Genomic DNA, 17,607 nt, shown 5'->3' on the forward strand with positions numbered 1-17,607 from the left:
GGAGCCGCGGCTCGTCCGGGCGCAGGTAGCGGGAGAAGCGCTCCGGCTGAGGGAAGCGCTCGCGGGAACACGGCGGGCAGCAGCATGGGGCGGCGGTGTGGTGCCAGAGGCGTACGGGATCACCGGGACGGACGGGCCGCGCGGGACGGGGCGTTGAAGAACGGTTAGGCTCACCTTCGTGAGTACGTGCGCGACCGCTTCCGGGGAGCTGGCCGAACCGCTCGCCGGGACCGCGGCCGTCGCCGCGACCTGGCTGCTCGTCGAGCAGACCGGCCCGTGGGGGAACGAGGCGCTGACCCAGAGCCACCTCGACCCCGAGGTCGGCCGCGCGCTGGAGGAGCGCGCCGAGGGCACCGGCGTGCGCGTCGCGCTCATCCGCCAGCCCGGCCGGCACGCCGACGTCCGCCGCCCCGCCAGCCGCCGCGTCCTCGCCGCCCACACCGCCCCCGGCGGCACGTGGATCCGCGCCACCGAGGTCCGCGACCCCGCGCACCTCACCGGCCTCGACCTCGCCGCCCTCGGCCGCGGCGAGCACGCCGGCTTCGACGCCGCCCTCGGCGCCGGCCCGTACCGCGGCGACCCTCCGGTGTTCGTCTGCACCAACGGCCGGCGCGACCGCTGCTGCGCGCTCCTCGGCCGCCCCCTCGCCGCCGACCTGCACGCCGCCGGAGGCACCGAGACCTGGGAGATCACCCACATCGGCGGCCACCGCTTCTCGCCCACGCTGCTCCTCCTGCCGCACGGCTACGCCTACGGCCGCATGACCCCACACGGCGTCAAGGAGGTCGTCGAGTCGCTCGCCTCCGGGCTGGTCGTCCCCGACGGCTGCCGCGGGCGCTCCACCTGGGACCGGCCCGGGCAGGCGGCGGAGCTGGCGGTGCGCCGGGCGACCGGTGCGTACGGCGCGGACGACCTCGCCGTCGTACGCACCGAAAGCGATGGCGACGGGGACGGGGGCGCGGACAGCGGCGGTGACGGTGACGGTGCCGGCTGGCGCGTGACCGTCGCGCACCGCGACGGCCGCGGCTGGGACGTGCCCGTCGCCCCGCACGCCGCCGCGGTGGCCACCCCGGCGAGCTGCGGCGCCGCGCCGCTGGCCCAGATCCATATGGCCGCGGGGACGCCGCACCCGCACTGAGCGCCGGGCGGCTGCCCTTGGGTGGGCGTGCGGGGAGAGTTTGGGAGGGCTTCGGGCTGGCGCCGGGGCAGCACCGTGGCCAGCGCCGGGGCGGGGCCGGAACGTTCGCGGTCGGTAGCGCGATACGCGTCCGGGGGAGTGCCCGTAGCGTCCCGGTCGGTTACGGTTCGCGCTCATGGGCGCAACGTCGACCGCACGCCGCGGCGAGCACCGCGGCCCCGGCCGGCGGCTCGGCTGGCCGCGGCGGGTCTCGTCCCAGATCCTGCTCATGCAGCTGGCCCTGGCCACCGGTGTCACGATCCTCGCCGCCGCACTGTTCCTCGCGCCGTACAGCGCCGAGCTGGACCGGCAGGTGATGCGGCGCGCGATGGCCATCGCGCAGAGCACCGCCGTCGAACCCGGCCTCGCCGAGGCCGTGCTGACCACTCCCGCCACCCCGGACGGCCCCGTGCAGCGCCGCGCCGAGCGGATCCGGAAGGCCACCGGTGCCGAGTACGTCGTCGTGCTGGACAACCGCGGCGTGCGCTGGTCCCACACCCGGCCCGACCGCGTCGGCCACCGCGTCTCCACCGATCCCTCCGTCGCGCTGGCCGGCCGGGAGTGGATGGGCATCGACACCGGCACCATGGGGCGCACCGCCCGCGGCAAGGTGCCGCTTTACGACCGGGAGGGCAGGATCGTCGGCGCGGTCTCGGTCGGCATCCCGTACGAGGGCGTGCGCGACCGGCTCATCGCGGCGGTGCCCGGCGTGCTCGCGTACGCGGGGGGCGCGCTGGCCGTCGGGGCGCTGGTCGCCTTCGCGCACTCCCGCCGGCTCCAGCGCCGCACCCGGGACCTCGCGTTCTCCGACATAGCCGCCCTCCTCGACGAGCGCGAGGCCATGCTGCACGGCATCCGCGAGGGCGTCGTCGCGCTCGACGGCGGCGGGCGGCTGCGGCTGGTCAACGACGAGGCCGCCCGGCTGCTCGGCATCGACCCCGCGCACACCGGCCGGCCGCTGGACGACGTGCTGCGCCCGGGCCGTACCGCGGACGTGCTCGCCGGCCGGGTCGCCGGCTCCGACCTGCTGACGGTCAGCGACGGGCGGGTGCTCGTCGCCAACCGCATGCCCACCGCCGACGGCGGCGCCGTCGCGACCCTCCGCGACCGCACCGAGCTGGAGCAGCTGGGCCGCGAACTCGACTCCACCCGCGGCCTCATCGACGCGCTGCGCGCCCAGGACCACGAGCACGCCAACCACCTGCACATCCTGCTCGGACTGCTGGAGCTGGGCATGACGGAGGAGGCCACCGAGTACATCGCCGAGGCCGCGGGCGGGCACCGGGCCACCGCGGAGCAGGTGACCGGCCGGATCCGCGACCCGCTGCTGGCCGCGCTGCTCGTCGGCAAGGCGACCGTCGCCGCGGAGCGGGGCGTGACGCTGGCGCTGACCGGAGAGCTGCCGGACCGGGCCGTCGACCCGCGCGGGCTGGTCACCATCGTCGGCAACCTCGTCGACAACGCCCTGGACGCGGCGATCGGTTCGCCGGCCGCGCGGGTCGAGGTCGACCTGCGGGCCGACGGCGACACGGTGCGGCTGCGGGTCGCCGACTCCGGGCCGGGGGTGCCGGCGGAGCGGCGGGAGCTGGTCTTCGCCGACGGCTGGACGACCAAGGAGCCGCCCGCGCACGGCAAGCGGGGCATCGGGCTTGCGCTGGTGCGGCGGCTCGCGGAGCGGCACGGCGGCGGCGCGGAGGCCGGCGAGCGGGCGGGTGGCGGCGCGGAGTTCACCGTCGTGCTGCCGGAGGCGCTGGCGCCGGCGGCCGGGCCCGTACCGGCGCGGCGGCTGCCGGCCCCGTAGAGCGCGCTTCCGCCGCTACGCCGCCCCCCGTCCCCGTCAGCGCCACGAACGCGCAGAACAGCGGCAGCGCGAGCGGCGGCACTCCCCGGTCACCAGCGCGGCTCCCGCCGCAGGGCGGAACGGCACCCGACGTAGCCGTCGGAGCGGCGGGTGCGCATGGCCATGTCCCAGCGCAGGTCGAGTGCGGCGGGGTCGCGGCGCGGCCGGGTGTGCCTGGCGTACGCCCAGATGAGCACGAAGGTGGTCGCGAACTGGCCGACGCCGGTGAGCAGCGCGACGTTGACCGGGCCGACGACCCGGCGGCCCATCAGCTCGGGGGCGACGGTGGCGGCGACGACGTACGACAGGTACCAGGCGAGGAACGCGAGCGCGGCCGGAACGACGAAGCGGAGGTACCAGCCGCGTACGCGCTGGAACTCGGGGGCCGCGTGGACGGCGAAGTACACGTCGTCGTCCGGCGCGGACTCCGCCACCGAGCCGCCGGTGCCGTCCGCGCCGGCGCCCGCGGGCGCCGCGGTGCGGCGGCCCGCGGCCCGGGCCGGCGGCACGGGCGAGCCGGCCGGCACGGGCTCCGGCTCCCAGCCGTCCCAGGCCCGCTCCCGTGCCGGGGCGTCGGCCGCGTAGAGCTGCTCGCGCCGGTCGCCGGGGACGGGCCGGCCGGTCCACGCGCGTACGTCGTCCGGCCGGTCGGACCAGGGATCGTGGGGCGGGGCTGCCGGGGCCCTCTCGGGCCCCTCGGGGTTGTTCACCGGGTGCTCTCCTCGCTCGGCGGGGTTGCCGCCCGCCCAGAATGGGCACGAGGGGGAGAGCACAGACAGGGCATTCCCGGTCCTTCACACCTTCAGGTGAATGACCCCGGCAATCTCCGCTTCCTGGGCGTTCCCTCCCGTACAGACGACCGCGACGCGCTGTCCCGCGAAGGCGTCCGGGTGCGCGTGCAGCGCCGCGTACGCCGCGGCGCCCGCGCCCTCCGCCAGCGTGTGCGCGTCGCGTATCAGGCTGCCCTGGGCGCGGGCGATGTCCTCGTCGTCGACGAGGAGGAAGTCCGCGAGCCCGGCGCGCATCAGCGCCTGCGGCAGGGCGAAGCCGGTGCCGGTGGCCAGGCCCTCGGCGCGGGTGCGGTTGGGGCGCTCCACGAGGCGGCCCGCGCGCCACGATTCGTACGCCGCCGGGGAGGCCGCGGACTGCACCGCCACCACCCGGCAGCCCGGGGCGACGGCCGCGGCCACCAGGCACGCGGCGGCGGCCCCGCTGCCGCTGCCGACCGGGACGAGCACCGCGTCCAGGTCCGGCGCCTGCTCGAACAGCTCCAGGTACGCGGTGGCCACCCCGGCGACGATCTCCGGCTCGTCGGCGGCGCTGACCAGCCGGGCGCCGCGCTCGGCGGCCAACCGGGCGGCGTACGGGCCGGCTTCGTCGAACGTCGCGCCGTGCTCGATCAGCTCCGCGCCGAGGGCGGTGACGGCGCGCGCCTTGCCGTGATTGGGGTGCTCCGGCATCACGATCGTGCACGGTGCCCCGTGCCGGGCGGCGGCGTAGGCGAGGGACTGGGCGTGGTTGCCCGTGGAATAGCCCACGATGCCGCGGGCGCGCTCCGCGGCGGACATCGAGGCGAGCAGGGTGAGGCCGCCGCGTACCTTGAACGCGCCCGTCGGCTGGGTGTTCTCGTGCTTGACGAGCACGGCCGCGGCCGCACCCCGGTCCAGCGCGGGGTACGACCACAGGGGGGTCGGTGGCAGCGCGTCGCGGAGCAGCCGGCGGGCGAGCAGCGCGTCGGTGACGGTCGGAGTCCTCATGGCACCCCACGCTCGCAGCCGGTGACCGGCGGGTCGAGCGCTTTTACGGAGCACGCGGACGGCCGGACGCCCCGCGCCCGACGCCCCGTACCGCCAACGCCCGCCAACGCCCGCGCCCGCCAACCCCCGCGAACCCCGCGCCTGCGACCCCGCGCCCGGGCCCGCGACCCCCGCGCCCGCGGGTCTACACCGGGCCCGCCATCGCCGTCACCGCCTTCGTCAGCGGCGTCCCCGAGCCGTCCCGGCGCGGGTCCGGCTCCGGCAGCTCCACCGGGCCCCCCGTGCGCCCCGCCGCGCGGGCCGGCACCGGGCCCGCCCAGGCGAACGTCAGGCAGTCCTCGCCCTTCAGGAACCGCTGGCAGCGCACGCCGCCCGTCGCCCGCCCCTTCCGCGGGAACTGGTCGAACGGCGTCAGCTTCGCCGTCTGCACCCACGCCCCGTCCAGCGCCCCCGAGGACCCCGCGACCGTCAGCACCGCCGCCTCCACCGCCGGGTCGACCACGTGGAACGAGACCACCTTCGCCCCCGCGCCCAGCTTCACGCCCGCCATGCCGCCCGCCGGCCGGCCCTGCGGCCGCACCTGGCCCGCCGGATAGCGGAGCAACTGCGCGTCGCTGGTGACGAACACGAGGTCCTCCTCGCCCGTGCGCAGCTCCGCCGCGCCGACGATCCGGTCGCCGTCCCGGAGCGAGACGACCTCCAACTCCTCCTTGTTCGCCGGGTAGTCCGGGACCACCCGCTTCACCACGCCCTGCTCCGTGCCCAGCGCCAGGCCGGGCGAGGACTCGTCGAGCGTGGTGAGGCAGATGACCTTCTCGCCGTCCGCCAGCGTCAGGAACTCCGCGACCGCCGCGCCGCCCGCCAGACTGGGCCGGGCCGCGGTCTCCGGCAGCACCGGCAGGTCGATCACCGACACCCGCAGCAGCCGCCCCGCCGAGGTCACCGCCCCGATGTGTGCCCGCGACGTCGTCGGCACGGCGGAGACGATCACGTCGTGCTTGACCCGCTTCGCCGGCGCCGGCTCGCCGAACGGATCGCCGTTGGCGGTACGGGCCAGCAGCCCCGTGGACGACATCAGTACCCGGCACGGGTCGTCGGACATCTCCAGCGGGACCGCCGCGGCCGGCTCCCCGCCGGCCTCCAGCAGCACCGTACGGCGCTCGCTCCCGTACTTCTTCGCCACCGCCGACAGCTCCCCGGACACCAGCTTGCGCAGCTCCGCGTCCGACTCCAGGATCCGCGTCAGCTCGGCGATCTCCGCCGTCAGCCGGTCCCGCTCGGCCTCCAGCTCCAGCCGGTCGAACTTCGTCAGCCGGCGCAGCGGCGTGTCCAGGATGTACTGCGTCTGGATCTCGGAGAGCGAGAAGTGGCCGATGAGCCGCTCCTTCGCCTGCGCGGCGTTCTCGCTGGCCCGGATGATGCGGATGACCTCGTCGATGTCGAGCAGCGCGACGAGCAGGCCCTCCACCAGGTGCAGCCGGTCGCGGCGCTTGGTGCGCCGGAACTCGCTGCGCCGCCGCACCACCGTGAAGCGGTGGTCGAGGAAGACCTCCAGCAGCTCCTTCAGGCCCAGCGTGAGCGGCTGGCCGTCGACGAGCGCGACGTTGTTGATGCCGAAGGTCTCCTCCATCGGCGTCAGCTTGTACAACTGCTCCAGCACGGCCTCGGGGTGGAAGCCGTTCTTGATCTCGAAGACCAGCCGCAGGCCGTGCACGCGGTCGGTGAGGTCCTTGAGATCGGCGATGCCCTGCAGCCGCTTCGCCCCGATGAGGTCCTTGACCTTGGCCCTGATCTTCTCCGGGCCGACGGTGAAGGGCAGCTCGGTGACGACGATGCCCTTGCGGCGCGCGGAGACCTGCTCCACCGTCGCGGTGGCGCGGATCTTGAAGCTGCCGCGGCCCGTCTCGTACGCGTCCCGGATGCCGTCGAGGCCGACGATCCGGCCGCCGGTGGGCAGGTCGGGGCCCGGGACGTGCCGCATCAGGGTCTCCAGGTCGGCGCCGGGGTGCCGGATGAGGTGCCGCGCGGCGGTGATGACCTCGCCGAGGTTGTGCGGCGGCATGTTGGTCGCCATCCCGACCGCGATCCCGGAGGCGCCGTTCACCAGCAGGTTCGGGAACGCGGACGGCAGGGCGACGGGCTCCTGTTCGCTGCCGTCGTAGTTCGCGGTGAAGTCGACCGTGTCCTCGTCGATCGACTCGACCATGAGCGTCGCGGCGGGCGCCGGGCGGCACTCGGTGTAGCGCATGGCCGCGGGCGGGTCGTCGTTGCCGAGGGAGCCGAAGTTGCCGTGGCCGTCGACCAGCGGCAGCCGCATCGAGAACGGCTGTGCCATGCGCACCAGCGCGTCGTAGATGGCGGAGTCGCCGTGCGGGTGCAGCCGGCCCATCACCTCCCCGACGACGCGCGCGCACTTCACGTACGAGCGGTCGGGGCGCAGGCCCATCTCGTTCATCTGGTGCAGGATGCGGCGGTGTACGGGCTTCAGGCCGTCGCGGGCGTCGGGGAGCGCGCGGGAGTAGATGACCGAGTACGCGTATTCAAGGAAGGAGCCCTGCATCTCGTCCACGACGTCGACGTCGAGGATCCGCTCTTCGAACTCCTCTGGCGGCGGGGCACTGCTTCTGCGGCGGGCCATCTCGGCTGCTGCTCCTCATCGGCTCGTTCACGGGCGGTCGGCGTGCGCCCCCATTGTGGACCCACGCGCCGACATCGCCGACCACGACCCGGCGCACCGCCCCCGGCATACAGTGGGGGCGCGACACCGGACGTCCGGTGTGCCGCGTACAGCAGCGATCGAAGGGACTCCATGCCCATGGGTCACACGGCCACCCCGCAGGCCAACTCAGGCGGACTGACACTGGAAGAACACCGCTTGGACAACGGGCTGCGGGTCATCCTCTCCGAGGACCATCTCACGCCCGTCGCCGCGGTGTGCATCTGGTACGACGTGGGCTCGCGCCACGAGGTGGCCGGCCGCACCGGCCTCGCCCACCTCTTCGAGCACCTCATGTTCCAGGGCTCGGCGCAGGTCTCCGGAAACGGCCACTTCGAGCTGGTGCAGTCCGCCGGAGGTTCGCTCAACGGCACCACCAGCTTCGAGCGCACCAACTACTTCGAGACCATGCCGGCGCACCAACTGGAGCTGGCGCTGTGGCTGGAAGCCGACCGCATGGGCTCGCTGCTCACCGCGCTCACCCAGGAGAGCCTGGACAACCAGCGCGACGTGGTGAAGAACGAGCGCCGGCAGCGGTACGACAACGTCCCGTACGGCACGGCGTTCGAGAAGCTCGCCGCGATGGCGTACCCCGACGGCCACCCGTACCACCACACGCCCATCGGCTCGATGGCCGACCTGGACGCCACCTCGCTCGCGGACTGCCAGGAGTTCTTCCGTACGTACTACGCGCCGGGCAACGCGGTGCTCTCCGTCGTCGGCGACATCGACCCCGCGCAGACGCTCGCCTGGGTGGAGAAGTACTTCGGCTCCATCCCGGCGCATGACGGCAAGCAGCCCCCGCGCGACGGCTCGCTGCCCGACACCCTCGGCGGCGCGCAGCGCGTGCCGGTGGCCGAAGAGGTGCCGTCGCGGGCGCTGATGGCCTCGTACCGGCTGCCCGAGGACGGCACCCGCGAGGCCGACGCCGCGGACCTGGCCCTGACCGTGCTCGGCGGCGGCGAGTCCTCGCGGCTCTACAACCGCCTGGTGCGCCGCGACCGGCTCGCCGTCACGGCCGGGTTCGGGATGCTGCGGCTCGCCGGTGCGCCGTCGCTCGGCTGGCTGGACGTCAAGGCGTCCGGCGGCGTCGAGGTGCCCGCCATCGAGACCGCCGTCGACGAGGAGCTGGCCCGCTTCGCCGAACAGGGGCCGACGCCTGAGGAGATGGAGCGGGCCCAGGCGCAGCTGGAGCGCGAGTGGCTGGACCGGCTGGCCACCGTCGCCGGCCGGGCGGACGAGTTCTGCCGCTACGCCGTGCTCTTCGGTGACCCGGAGCTCGCGCTCGGCGCGGTGGAGCGGATCCTCGGCGTCACCGCCGCGGAGGTGCAGGCCGTGGCCAAGGCGCGGCTGATCCCGGAGAACCGCGCCGCGCTCGTGTACGAGCCCACGGCCCAGGAGGCGGGCGCCGACGACGCCGACGACACCGACGAGAACGCCGGCGCCGCGGGCGCCGCGAGCACCGAGGAAGACGAGGTTCAGGCGTGACCGCCGAGACGACCAGCACGACCGGCCCGACGATGAACTTCCACTCCCGGCCGCAGGGCGGCGAGGCGCGGCCCTGGGCGTTCCCGGCCCCGGACCGTGGCACCCTCGGCAACGGGCTCACGGTGCTCACCTGCCACCGCCCCGGCCAGCAGGTCGTCGCCGTCGAGGTGTGCCTGGCCGCGCCGTTGGACGCGGAGCCCGCCGGCCTGGACGGCGTCGCCATGATCATGGCGCGCGGGTTCTCCGAGGGCACGGACGAGCACAGCGCCGAGGAGTTCGCCGCCGAGCTGGAGCGCTGCGGCGCCACCATGGACGCGCACGCCGACCACCCCGGCGTCCGCGTCTCCCTGGAGGTCCCCGCCTCCCGGCTGCACCGCGGCCTGGCGCTGCTCGCCGGCGCGCTGCGCGCGCCCGCCTTCCCGGACGACGAGATCGAGCGGCTGGTCGCCAACCGGCTGGACGAGATCCCGCACGAGCTGGCCAGCCCCGGCCGGCGGGCCGCGATGGCGCTGTACGCCGAGCTGTTCGACGCCGGCGACCGCCTCTCCCGCCCCCGCTGGGGCACGGAGGAGTCCGTCGCGCGGATCGACGCCGCGTCCGTACGCGCCTTCTACGCCGCCCACGTCCGGCCCGCCACCGCCACCGCCGTGGTCGTCGGCGACCTGACCGGCGTCGACGTCGACGACGCGCTGGCCGGCACCCTCGGCGCCTGGACCGGCACCCCCGCCGAGGCCCGCCCGCTGCCGCCGGTGGCCGCGGACGACACCGGCCGGGTCGTCGTCGTCGACCGCCCGGGCGCCGTCCAGACGCAGGTGCTCGTCGGCCGTGTCGGCGCCGACCGGCACGACGCCGTCTGGCCCGCCCAGCTGCTCGGCACGTACTGCCTCGGCGGCACCCTCACCTCGCGCCTGGACGTCGTGCTGCGCGAGGAGAAGGGCTACACCTACGGCGTGCGCGCCTCCGCCCAGTCGCTGCGCTCGCCGGCCGACGGCACCGGCGCCGCCCTGCTGGCCATCGGCGGCTCGGTGGAGACCGACGTGACCGGCCCGGCGCTGGCGGACACCTGGCAGGTGCTGCGCTCGCTGGCCGACGGGCTGACCGACGCCGAGCGGGACGCGGCGGCCGACTTCCTGGTCGGTGTGGCCCCGCTGCGGTACGAGACCTCGGCCGCGGTCGCCGGCACGCTGGCCGACCAGGTCGAGCAGCAGCTCCCGGACGACTACCAGGCCACGCAGTACGCCCGGCTCGCCGCCACCGGCACGGTGGAGGCCACGGCGGCGGTGCTGAGCGCGTTCCCCACCGACCGGCTCGTCACGGTGCTCGTCGGCGACGCGGAGAAGATCGCCGAGCAGGTGCGGGAGCTGGGCATCGGCGAGGTCCGGGTCGTCGCCGGCTGAGTGCCGGGACGGCGACTGCCGAGACGGTGACTGCCGAGACGCCGACCGCCGAGAAGCCGACTGCCGGACGCCCGCCGGCTTCTGCGTTTCGCGGTAAAAGGCCGGTGGGCCCGTAGCAGACCGGAAAGAGCCCGGCGGCGCCGCCGGGCTCTTTCCCGTTCCTGCCGGAATTCGTCCACCGCTGCCATACTGTTCACCCGGGCGGCTGAGGGGTGTGGATTATGCGGTGTGCGCGGTGAACGGCGGAATTTCCCAGGCGGTGTGTACGGCCATCCGCGACGACATCGTCTCGGGTTTCTTCCCCCAGGGCGGCCGGCTCACCGAGGAGCACCTCGCCCGCCGGTACGGGGTCTCGCGGGTGCCGGTCCGCGAGGCGCTGCGCACGCTGGAGTCGGAGGGCTTCGTCACCGCTCGGCGGCACGTCGGCGCCTGCGTCGCCGAGCCCACCGCGCAGGACGCCGCCGACCTGCTGGAGATACGCGCGCTGCTGGAGCCGCTGGGCGCGGCCCGGGCGGCCCAGCGGCGTACGGAGGCCCATCTGAAGGTGCTGCACGGCCTCGTGCGGCTCGGCAGGGAGCGGGCGCAGCGCGGGCACGTCGCGGAGCTGCCGTCGCTGAGCACGTGGTTCCACGAGACGCTGGCGCAGGCCACCGGCAGCCGGAACCTCACCGTGCTGCTGGTGCAGCTGCGCCGGAAGGTGTCCTGGCTGTACGGGGCCTCGCCGGCGGCCCGGTCCGTGGAGTCGTGGGACGAGCACGGCGCGATCGTCGACGCCGTCGCGCGCGGTGACGCGGAGCGGGCCAGAGGGCTGGCCGTGGCGCACGTGGAGCGCTCTGCGGGCTCGTACGAATTGCGCAGGACCGTGCGTGTGAGTTCCCGGAAACATGCCGTAAACACGGGAAGCGACCAGCCGTAACAATGTCGTGCGCCGCGGAAATGCAGGGTGCCGGGAAATTGCCGGCCCCGGGGAAATGCGATCGTCGGTAATCGGCCATTTCGGCCGGTCCCGTCGGCGGATTTGCTCGGATCGTCCTCAGACCGTCTCGGGCAGCTCGTCCAGCCCCTCCTGCACCAGCTTCGCCAGCCGGTCGAGCGCGACGTCGGAGGCGTCGTCCTCCGAGGCGAGGATGATCTCGTCGCCGCCCTTGGCGCCCAGCCCCAGCACGGCCAGCATCGAGGCGGCGTTGACGGCGTTGCCGTCGGCCGCCTTCGCGATCGTCACCGGTACGCCGGCGGCGGTGGCCGCCCGCACGAAGATCGACGCGGGACGGGCGTGCAGCCCTTCGGTCCAGCCGACGGTGACGCGGCGCTCAACCATGGTGTTGCCCTTCCCTTGCTAGTTGTCTAGACCATTCTTGCACGCGCGCCGAGCCGGCCGGACCCCGCCCGGCCGGTGCGTTACGTCCCCGGAGCAGGGCTCCGCTCACCGCCGGCCCAGCCCGCCCCGGCCGCCCCGCGGTGCCCGGCACGCTCCGCGGTCACCTCAGACTGCCCTGCCGCGCCCGCTCCCGCCAGCGTGCCCGGACCGTAACCTGGGCCCCATGGCCACCCCGGCGGCACCCGAATATCCCACCCACTGGGAAGCCGATGTCGTGTTGCGCGACGGCGGCACCGCACAGATCAGGCCGATCGTCCCGGACGACGCCGACCGTCTCGTGGCGTTCTTCGACCGGGTCTCCGACGAGTCCAAGTACCTGCGCTTCTTCGCCCCGCACCCCCGGCTGTCGGCCAAGGACGTGCACCGCTTCACCCACCACGACTACGTCGACCGGGTGGGCCTGGCCGCCGTCGTCGGCGACGCCTTCATCGCCACCGTCCGCTACGACCGCATCGAGCCGGCGGCCGACAGCACACCGCAGGCCGAGGTGGCGTTCCTCGTCCAGGACGACCAGCAGGGCCGCGGCGTCGCCTCCGCGCTGCTGGAGCACATCGCCGCCTGCGCCCGCGAACGCGGCGTGGGCCGCTTCGTCGCCGACGTGCTGCCCGCCAACAGCCGCATGATGAAGGTGTTCACGGACGCCGGCTACACCCAGAAGCGCAGCTTCGAGGACGGCGTCGTCCGGCTGGAGTTCGAGCTGGAGCCCACCGAGCGGTCGCTGGCCGTCATGCACGCCCGCGAGCAGCGCGCCGAGGCCCGGTCCGTACAGCGGCTGCTCGCCCCCCGCTCCGTCGCCGTCGTCGGCGTCGGCCGCCGCCCCGGCGGCGTCGGCCGCACCGTCCTCGCCAACCTCCTCACCGCCGGCTTCACCGGCCGGGTCTACGCCGTGAACCGCGCGTACCCCGAGGGCCAGGACCGGCTCCTGCCCGAGGACGTGCCCGCCCGCCGCTCCGTACGGGACATCGACGAGCCCGTCGACCTCGCCGTCGTCGCCGTGCCCGCCGCCCGCGTCCCCGACGTCGTCGACGACTGCGGCGAACAGGGCGTGCAGGGACTCGTCGTGCTCTCCTCCGGCTACGCCGAGGCCGGCGCCGCCGGCCGGGCGCGCCAGCGCGACCTCGTACGGCAGGCCCGCGGCCACGGCATGCGGGTCATCGGCCCCAACGCCTTCGGCGTCCTCAACACCGCCCCGCCCGTACGCCTGAACGCCACCCTCGCCCCCGAGCCCGCCGGCCCCGGCCGCATCGGGGTCTTCACCCAGTCCGGCGCCATCGGCATCGCGCTGCTGTCCGGGCTGCACCGGCGGCCGGACGCGGCGCTCGCCGGGGTGTCCACGTTCGTCTCCGCCGGCAACCGCGCGGACGTCTCCGGCAACGACCTGCTGCAGTACTGGCACGACGACGCCGCCACCGACGTCGTCCTCATGTACCTCGAATCCCTCGGCAACCCGCGCAAGTTCACCCGCCTCGTCCGCCGCACGTCGGCGGAGAAGCCGGTCGTGGTCGTCAAGGGCGCCCGGCACAGCGCCAGCACGCCGCCCGGCCACGCCGTACCCGGCACGTCGATGCCCGCCGAGACCGTCGGCGCGCTGCTGCGCCAGGCCGGGGTCGTCGCCGTCGACACCGTCACCGAGCTCGTCGACACCGGGCTCCTGCTCGCCGCCCAGCCGCTGCCCGCCGGGCCCCGCGTCGCGATCGTCGGCAACTCCGACTCCCTCGGCCTCCTCGCGTACGACGCCTGCCGCGCGGCCGGGCTTCGCCCGCTGCCCCCGCGCGACCTGACCGCCGCGGCGGCGCCGGAGGACTTCCGGGCCGCGGTCGCGGAGGCGCTGGGGGCGGAGGGCTGCGACGCGGTGCTGGTGACGGCGATGCCCTGGGGCCCCGGGGACGCGGGCGCCCTCGCGGACGCGCTGCGCGCGGCGGCGGACGGTGCGACGAAGCCGGTGGCCGTCGTCCACCTGGAGATCGAGGGCCTGCCGGAGGCCCTGGCGGCCCCGCCGGACGGCATCCCGGCGTACCCGGCGGGGGAGCGGGCGGCGCGCGCCCTGGCCCAGGCGGTACGGCACGCCCAGTGGCGCCGCCGCGCGGCGGACCCGGGGCAGGTGCCGGAGTACGAGGACCTGGACCCGGCGGGGGCGGCGGCGGACATCGCGCGGCTGCTGGGCGAGGAGCGCCCGGCGGCGGGCGCCGGAGACGGGGGCCCGCCGGGCCGGGCGCCGGGAGGGGCACGGCGGGCGGAGGGCGTGCCCCTCGACGTACCCGAGCAGGCCGCCGCGCGCGTACTGGGCCGGTACGGCATCACCGTGCTGCCCGTGCTGCCCGCCCCCGACCCGGACGCCGCCGCGGACGCCGCCGCCCGGCTCGGCTACCCCGTCGCGCTCAAGACCACCGCGGTCCACCTGCGGCACCGCCCCGACCTCGGCGGCGTGCGGCTCGACCTCGCCGGCGAGGAGCAACTGCGGCTCGCCCACGCCGAGCTGACCGGCACCCTCGGCGACCCGGCCGAGCTGCAGCCGGTGGTGCAGGCCATGGCGCCGCGCGGCGTCGACACCGTCGTACGTGCCACCGTCGACCCCGGCGTCGGAGCGGTGCTGTCCTTCGGCCTGTCCGGCGCGCCCTCCGAACTGCTCGGCGACCTCGCGCACCGGCTCGTGCCGGCCACCGACCGCGACGCCGCCGAGCTGATCCGCGCCGTCCGGGGCGCACCGCTGCTCTTCGGCTGGCGCGGCGCGCGGCCGGTGGACACGGCGGCGCTGGAGGAGCTGCTGCTGCGGCTGTCGCTCTTCGTGGACGAGCACCCCGAGGTCGTCGCCGTCGAGCTGTCCCCGGCGGTGGTGGCCCCGCAGGGCGTCAGCGTGCTGTCCGCCGCCCTCCGCCTGGCCCCGCCCCCACCCCGCGTCGACCTCGGCGCCCGCCGCATGCCCCGCTACTGACGGCGGCCCGGGGCGGTCGCCCCGGGTGCCGGGGGCCGCCGCACGGCTGTGGGCCATGCGGGGGTCCCCGGGCCGTAGGATGGGCGCATGGCTAAGACCGGGACCGCGACCAAGGGGCTGCGCGCGGCGATCGAGCGCAGCGGCTACTACCCCGCCCTCGTGGCGGAGGCGGTGGAGGCCGCCGTCGGCGGGGAGCCGGTGTCCGCGTACCTGGTTCACCAGGAGACGACGTTCGACGCCAACGAGGTCCGGCGGCACATCACCGTGCTCGTGCTCACCGACAGCCGCTTCATCGTCAGCCACACCGACGAGCAGGCCGCGGACACCACCTCCCCGACCCCGTACGCCACCACCTCCAGCGAATCCGTCAAGCTGGCCCGGATCTCCTCCGTCGTCCTCAGCCGCGTCGTCGGCAACCCCGAGGCGTACACCCCCGGCACCCTGCCCCGCGAGGTCGTGCTGACCGTCGGCTGGGGCGCCGTCAGCCGGCTCGACATGGAGCCCGCCACCTGCGGCGACCCCAACTGCGACGCCGACCACGGCTACACCGGCTCGGCCACCGCCGACGACCTGAGCCTGCGCGTCAGCGAGGCCGGCGACGGCCCCGAGACCGTACGGCAGGCCCTGGACTTCGCCCAGGCGCTCTCCGAGGCCACCGCCGCCGGTCCCGAAGCCTGATGCCGGCCACGGGGGGGACCGGGGGCCACGGGACACCGGGCGCCGGGACACCGGCCCACGGCACCGACTGGCCCGCGCCGCTCGACCCCGCCGCCGCGCCCGCCCCCCGCTACGGCACCGGCTCCCTCGCCGACCTGCTCCCGACCGCCGCCGCCGGCCTCGGCGTCCCCGGCTTCGTACCGACCCTCGCCGGGGTCCAAGCGGCCGACCGCGTCTGCGTGTTCCTCATCGACGGCCTCGGCTGGGAGCAGTTGCTCGCCCACCCCGCGGACGCCCCGTTCCTGCACGGCCTGGCCACCGGCGAGCCGCTGACCGCCGGCTTCCCCGCCACCACCGCCACCTCCCTCGCGTCCGTCGGCACCGGCCTGCCGCCCGGCGCCCACGGCCTGCCGGGCTACGCCGTGCTCGACCCCGGGACCGGCGAGCTGATGAACCAGCTGCGCTGGCAGCCCTGGACGGCGCCGCGCGAGTGGCAGCCGTACCCCACGGTCTTCCAGCTCGCCCACGACGCCGGCGTGCACACCGCGCAGGTCTCCTCGCCCGCCTTCGAGACCACCCCGCTGACGACGATCGCGCTCAGCGGCGGCACCTTCCACGGCCGGCTGTCGGGCGAGGAGCGCATGGACGTCGCCGCCGCGCAACTCGCCGCCGCGGACCGCACCTTGGTCTACACGTACTACAGCGAGGTCGACGGCAACGGCCACCGCCACGGCGTCGACTCCGACGCCTGGCGCGGCCAGCTCGGCTACGCCGACCGCCTCGCCCGCCGCCTCGCCGAGCAACTGCCGCCGCGCGCCGCGCTCTACGTCACCGCCGACCACGGCATGGTCGACATCCCCTTCACCGAGGACGCCCGCTACGACGTCGACGAGGACTGGGAACTGCGCGCCGGCGTCCGGCTCCTCGGCGGCGAGGGCCGCGCACGGCACGTGTACGCCGTCCCCGGCGCCGCCGGCGACGTGCTCGCCGTCTGGCGCGAGGTGCTGGGCGAGCGCGCCTGGGTGGCCGGCCGCGACGAGGCCGTCGCGCTGGGGTGGTTCGGACCGAAGGTCGACGACCGCGTACGGGACCGGCTCGGGGACGCCATCGTCGCCGCGGCCGACGACATCGCGATCGTCGCCACCCGCACCGAGCCCAAGGAGTCCGCGCTCGCCGGCATGCACGGCTCGCTGACCCCGGCGGAGCAGCTGGTCCCACTGCTGTCCGTACGCTCCTGAAGCCGCGGCGGTCGCCCGCGGCCCCGCGGGTGGCGGCTGAACGCCCTCGGTGACGTCCGGCGCCGGCGCCTGCGCCGCGTGCCGCGCCCGTGCGCCCCCCGCTTTCCCGCCCCCTGGCTTTCCCGCCCCCCGGATCCCCGCCGGGCGGGCGGACACCGAACGGCGCCGGGCACGGAAGGCACCGCCGCCCCCGCCGCAGGCGCTCAGCGCGCCGACCGCACCACCGTGAACCGCGCGCCCTCCAGGTCCGCGACCTCCGCCAGCCGCCCCGCCGGCGTCTCGTGCGGCTCGCGCACCCGGCGCCCGCCCAGCTCCTCCGCGCGGGCCACGGCGGCGTCCACGTCGGTGACCTCGAAGTACGTCATCCAGCGCGGCCCCGTCTCGCGCAGTGTCTCCTCGTCGGCGCCGCAGATCGACGCCACGGGCCGGCCCTGGACGTACAGCGTCGCGACGTCGCCCTCCGAACGCACGTCGTAGCCGAAGACCAGCTCGTAGAACTTCGCGACCATCGCTGGCTCCGCCACCAGCAGCTCGTTCCACACCGGCGTGCCCGGCCGGCCGTGCCGTTCCACCCCGCTGTGCCGCCGCGGCTGCCAGAGCCCGAACACCGCCCCGGCCGGGTCCGAACAGATCGCCTTCCGGCCGGCCGCGTCGGCGTCCAGCGGCCCCACCCCCACCGTCCCGCCGCAGCAGCGCACCAGCTCGGTGGCGGCGTCGGCGTCGTCGGTCGAGAGGTACGGCGTCCAGGCGACCGGCAGTCTGGTGTCCGGCGCCATCGCCCCGATCCCGGCGACCTGGCCGCCGTCCAGCCGTGCCAGCCGGTACGCGCCCAGCGCGCGCGGGCCCTCCTCGAAGACCCAGCCGAACAGGCCCCGGTAGAAATCCTCGGTCGTTTCCAGCCCGTGCACCAGCAGGCTCACCCAGCACGGTGTGCCCGGCGCGCTGAGAATCGCTCCCTCGGACATGGCAGCCCTCTCTGACCATCGAAAGGTGGCGGTGAGTGACGTTCCGGTGACGCCTGCGTAGA

General features: G+C 75.6%; 13 protein-coding genes. 8 read left to right on the plus strand and 5 right to left on the minus strand.

The window, feature by feature from the left end; genetic code table 11:
* Positions 1 to 178 precede the first annotated feature (178 nt).
* Both T328_RS00345 and T328_RS00350 read left to right on the plus strand, forming a co-directional pair.
* The gene (locus tag T328_RS00345) at positions 179 to 1,138 is read left to right on the plus strand and encodes a ferredoxin family protein (protein WP_496493737.1); all 960 of its coding nucleotides are present in this window, start codon (positions 179 to 181) and stop codon (positions 1,136 to 1,138) included.
* 175 nt (positions 1,139 to 1,313) lie between these two features.
* Positions 1,314 to 2,978 carry an ATP-binding protein gene (locus T328_RS00350; RefSeq protein ID WP_496493738.1) on the plus strand — a complete coding sequence of 555 codons (1,665 nt, stop codon included), beginning with the start codon at positions 1,314 to 1,316 and terminating at the stop codon, positions 2,976 to 2,978.
* A gap of 89 nt (positions 2,979 to 3,067) precedes the next feature.
* Here the strand turns inward: T328_RS00350 and T328_RS00355 are convergent, their stop codons facing one another.
* The 3 genes from T328_RS00355 to T328_RS00365 all read right to left on the minus strand — a co-directional run bounded on the left by T328_RS00355 (position 3,068) and on the right by T328_RS00365 (position 7,412).
* Positions 3,068 to 3,727: a DUF485 domain-containing protein gene (locus tag T328_RS00355; protein WP_496493739.1), complete on the minus strand. Its 660-nt coding sequence runs from the start codon at positions 3,725 to 3,727 to the stop codon at positions 3,068 to 3,070.
* Between the two features lie 84 nt (positions 3,728 to 3,811).
* On the minus strand, positions 3,812 to 4,774 hold the full coding sequence (locus T328_RS00360) for a threonine ammonia-lyase (RefSeq protein WP_496493740.1): 963 nt from the start codon (positions 4,772 to 4,774) through the stop codon (positions 3,812 to 3,814).
* A gap of 184 nt (positions 4,775 to 4,958) precedes the next feature.
* Positions 4,959 to 7,412 carry a DNA gyrase/topoisomerase IV subunit A gene (locus T328_RS00365; protein WP_496493741.1) on the minus strand — a complete coding sequence of 818 codons (2,454 nt, stop codon included), beginning with the start codon at positions 7,410 to 7,412 and terminating at the stop codon, positions 4,959 to 4,961.
* A 177-nt stretch (positions 7,413 to 7,589) separates the two neighbouring features.
* Here T328_RS00365 and T328_RS00370 point away from each other — a divergent pair, with 177 nt between their 5' ends.
* From T328_RS00370 to T328_RS00380, 3 genes are all read left to right on the plus strand, one after another.
* Positions 7,590 to 8,978: a M16 family metallopeptidase gene (locus tag T328_RS00370; protein ID WP_496493742.1), complete on the plus strand. Its 1,389-nt coding sequence runs from the start codon at positions 7,590 to 7,592 to the stop codon at positions 8,976 to 8,978.
* A gap of 32 nt (positions 8,979 to 9,010) precedes the next feature.
* Positions 9,011 to 10,375 carry a M16 family metallopeptidase gene (locus T328_RS00375; protein ID WP_496494282.1) on the plus strand — a complete coding sequence of 455 codons (1,365 nt, stop codon included), beginning with the start codon at positions 9,011 to 9,013 and terminating at the stop codon, positions 10,373 to 10,375.
* Positions 10,376 to 10,601: 226 nt separating this feature from the next.
* The gene (locus T328_RS00380; protein WP_496493743.1) at positions 10,602 to 11,291 is read left to right on the plus strand and encodes a GntR family transcriptional regulator; all 690 of its coding nucleotides are present in this window, start codon (positions 10,602 to 10,604) and stop codon (positions 11,289 to 11,291) included.
* 117 nt (positions 11,292 to 11,408) lie between these two features.
* Here the strand turns inward: T328_RS00380 and T328_RS00385 are convergent, their stop codons facing one another.
* Positions 11,409 to 11,693 carry an HPr family phosphocarrier protein gene (locus tag T328_RS00385; RefSeq protein ID WP_496493744.1) on the minus strand — a complete coding sequence of 95 codons (285 nt, stop codon included), beginning with the start codon at positions 11,691 to 11,693 and terminating at the stop codon, positions 11,409 to 11,411.
* A gap of 223 nt (positions 11,694 to 11,916) precedes the next feature.
* On the opposite strand from T328_RS00385, the gene T328_RS00390 reads away from it, so the two are divergent.
* From T328_RS00390 to T328_RS00400, 3 genes are all read left to right on the plus strand, one after another.
* Positions 11,917 to 14,685 carry a bifunctional acetate--CoA ligase family protein/GNAT family N-acetyltransferase gene (locus T328_RS00390; RefSeq protein ID WP_496493745.1) on the plus strand — a complete coding sequence of 923 codons (2,769 nt, stop codon included), beginning with the start codon at positions 11,917 to 11,919 and terminating at the stop codon, positions 14,683 to 14,685.
* Between the two features lie 87 nt (positions 14,686 to 14,772).
* The gene (locus T328_RS00395) at positions 14,773 to 15,363 is read left to right on the plus strand and encodes a DUF5998 family protein (protein WP_496493746.1); all 591 of its coding nucleotides are present in this window, start codon (positions 14,773 to 14,775) and stop codon (positions 15,361 to 15,363) included.
* Entirely contained in the window at positions 15,363 to 16,580 is a 1,218-nt protein-coding gene (locus T328_RS00400) for an alkaline phosphatase family protein (protein ID WP_496493747.1), read from the plus strand. The genes T328_RS00395 and T328_RS00400 overlap by 1 nt, the downstream gene beginning before the upstream one ends.
* 203 nt (positions 16,581 to 16,783) lie before the next feature.
* Here T328_RS00400 and T328_RS00405 read toward each other — a convergent pair whose 3' ends face one another.
* Positions 16,784 to 17,545, minus strand: coding sequence for a VOC family protein (locus T328_RS00405; protein WP_496493748.1), 762 nt, complete (start codon positions 17,543 to 17,545; stop codon positions 16,784 to 16,786).
* Positions 17,546 to 17,607: the final 62 nt, after the last annotated feature.

Source organism: Streptomyces sp. CNX435 (assembly GCF_059570575.1).

Coding starts and splice junctions, on each gene's coding strand:
- T328_RS00365 (WP_496493741.1), bottom strand. CDS start 7,412: ATGGCCCGCCGCAGAAGCAGTGCCCCGCCGCCAGAGGAGTTCGAAGAG.
- T328_RS00360 (WP_496493740.1), bottom strand. CDS start 4,774: ATGAGGACTCCGACCGTCACCGACGCGCTGCTCGCCCGCCGGCTGCTC.
- T328_RS00395 (WP_496493746.1), top strand. CDS start 14,773: ATGGCTAAGACCGGGACCGCGACCAAGGGGCTGCGCGCGGCGATCGAG.
- T328_RS00390 (WP_496493745.1), top strand. CDS start 11,917: ATGGCCACCCCGGCGGCACCCGAATATCCCACCCACTGGGAAGCCGAT.
- T328_RS00370 (WP_496493742.1), top strand. CDS start 7,590: ATGGGTCACACGGCCACCCCGCAGGCCAACTCAGGCGGACTGACACTG.
- T328_RS00375 (WP_496494282.1), top strand. CDS start 9,011: ATGAACTTCCACTCCCGGCCGCAGGGCGGCGAGGCGCGGCCCTGGGCG.
- T328_RS00385 (WP_496493744.1), bottom strand. CDS start 11,693: ATGGTTGAGCGCCGCGTCACCGTCGGCTGGACCGAAGGGCTGCACGCC.
- T328_RS00350 (WP_496493738.1), top strand. CDS start 1,314: ATGGGCGCAACGTCGACCGCACGCCGCGGCGAGCACCGCGGCCCCGGC.
- T328_RS00405 (WP_496493748.1), bottom strand. CDS start 17,545: ATGTCCGAGGGAGCGATTCTCAGCGCGCCGGGCACACCGTGCTGGGTG.
- T328_RS00400 (WP_496493747.1), top strand. CDS start 15,363: ATGCCGGCCACGGGGGGGACCGGGGGCCACGGGACACCGGGCGCCGGG.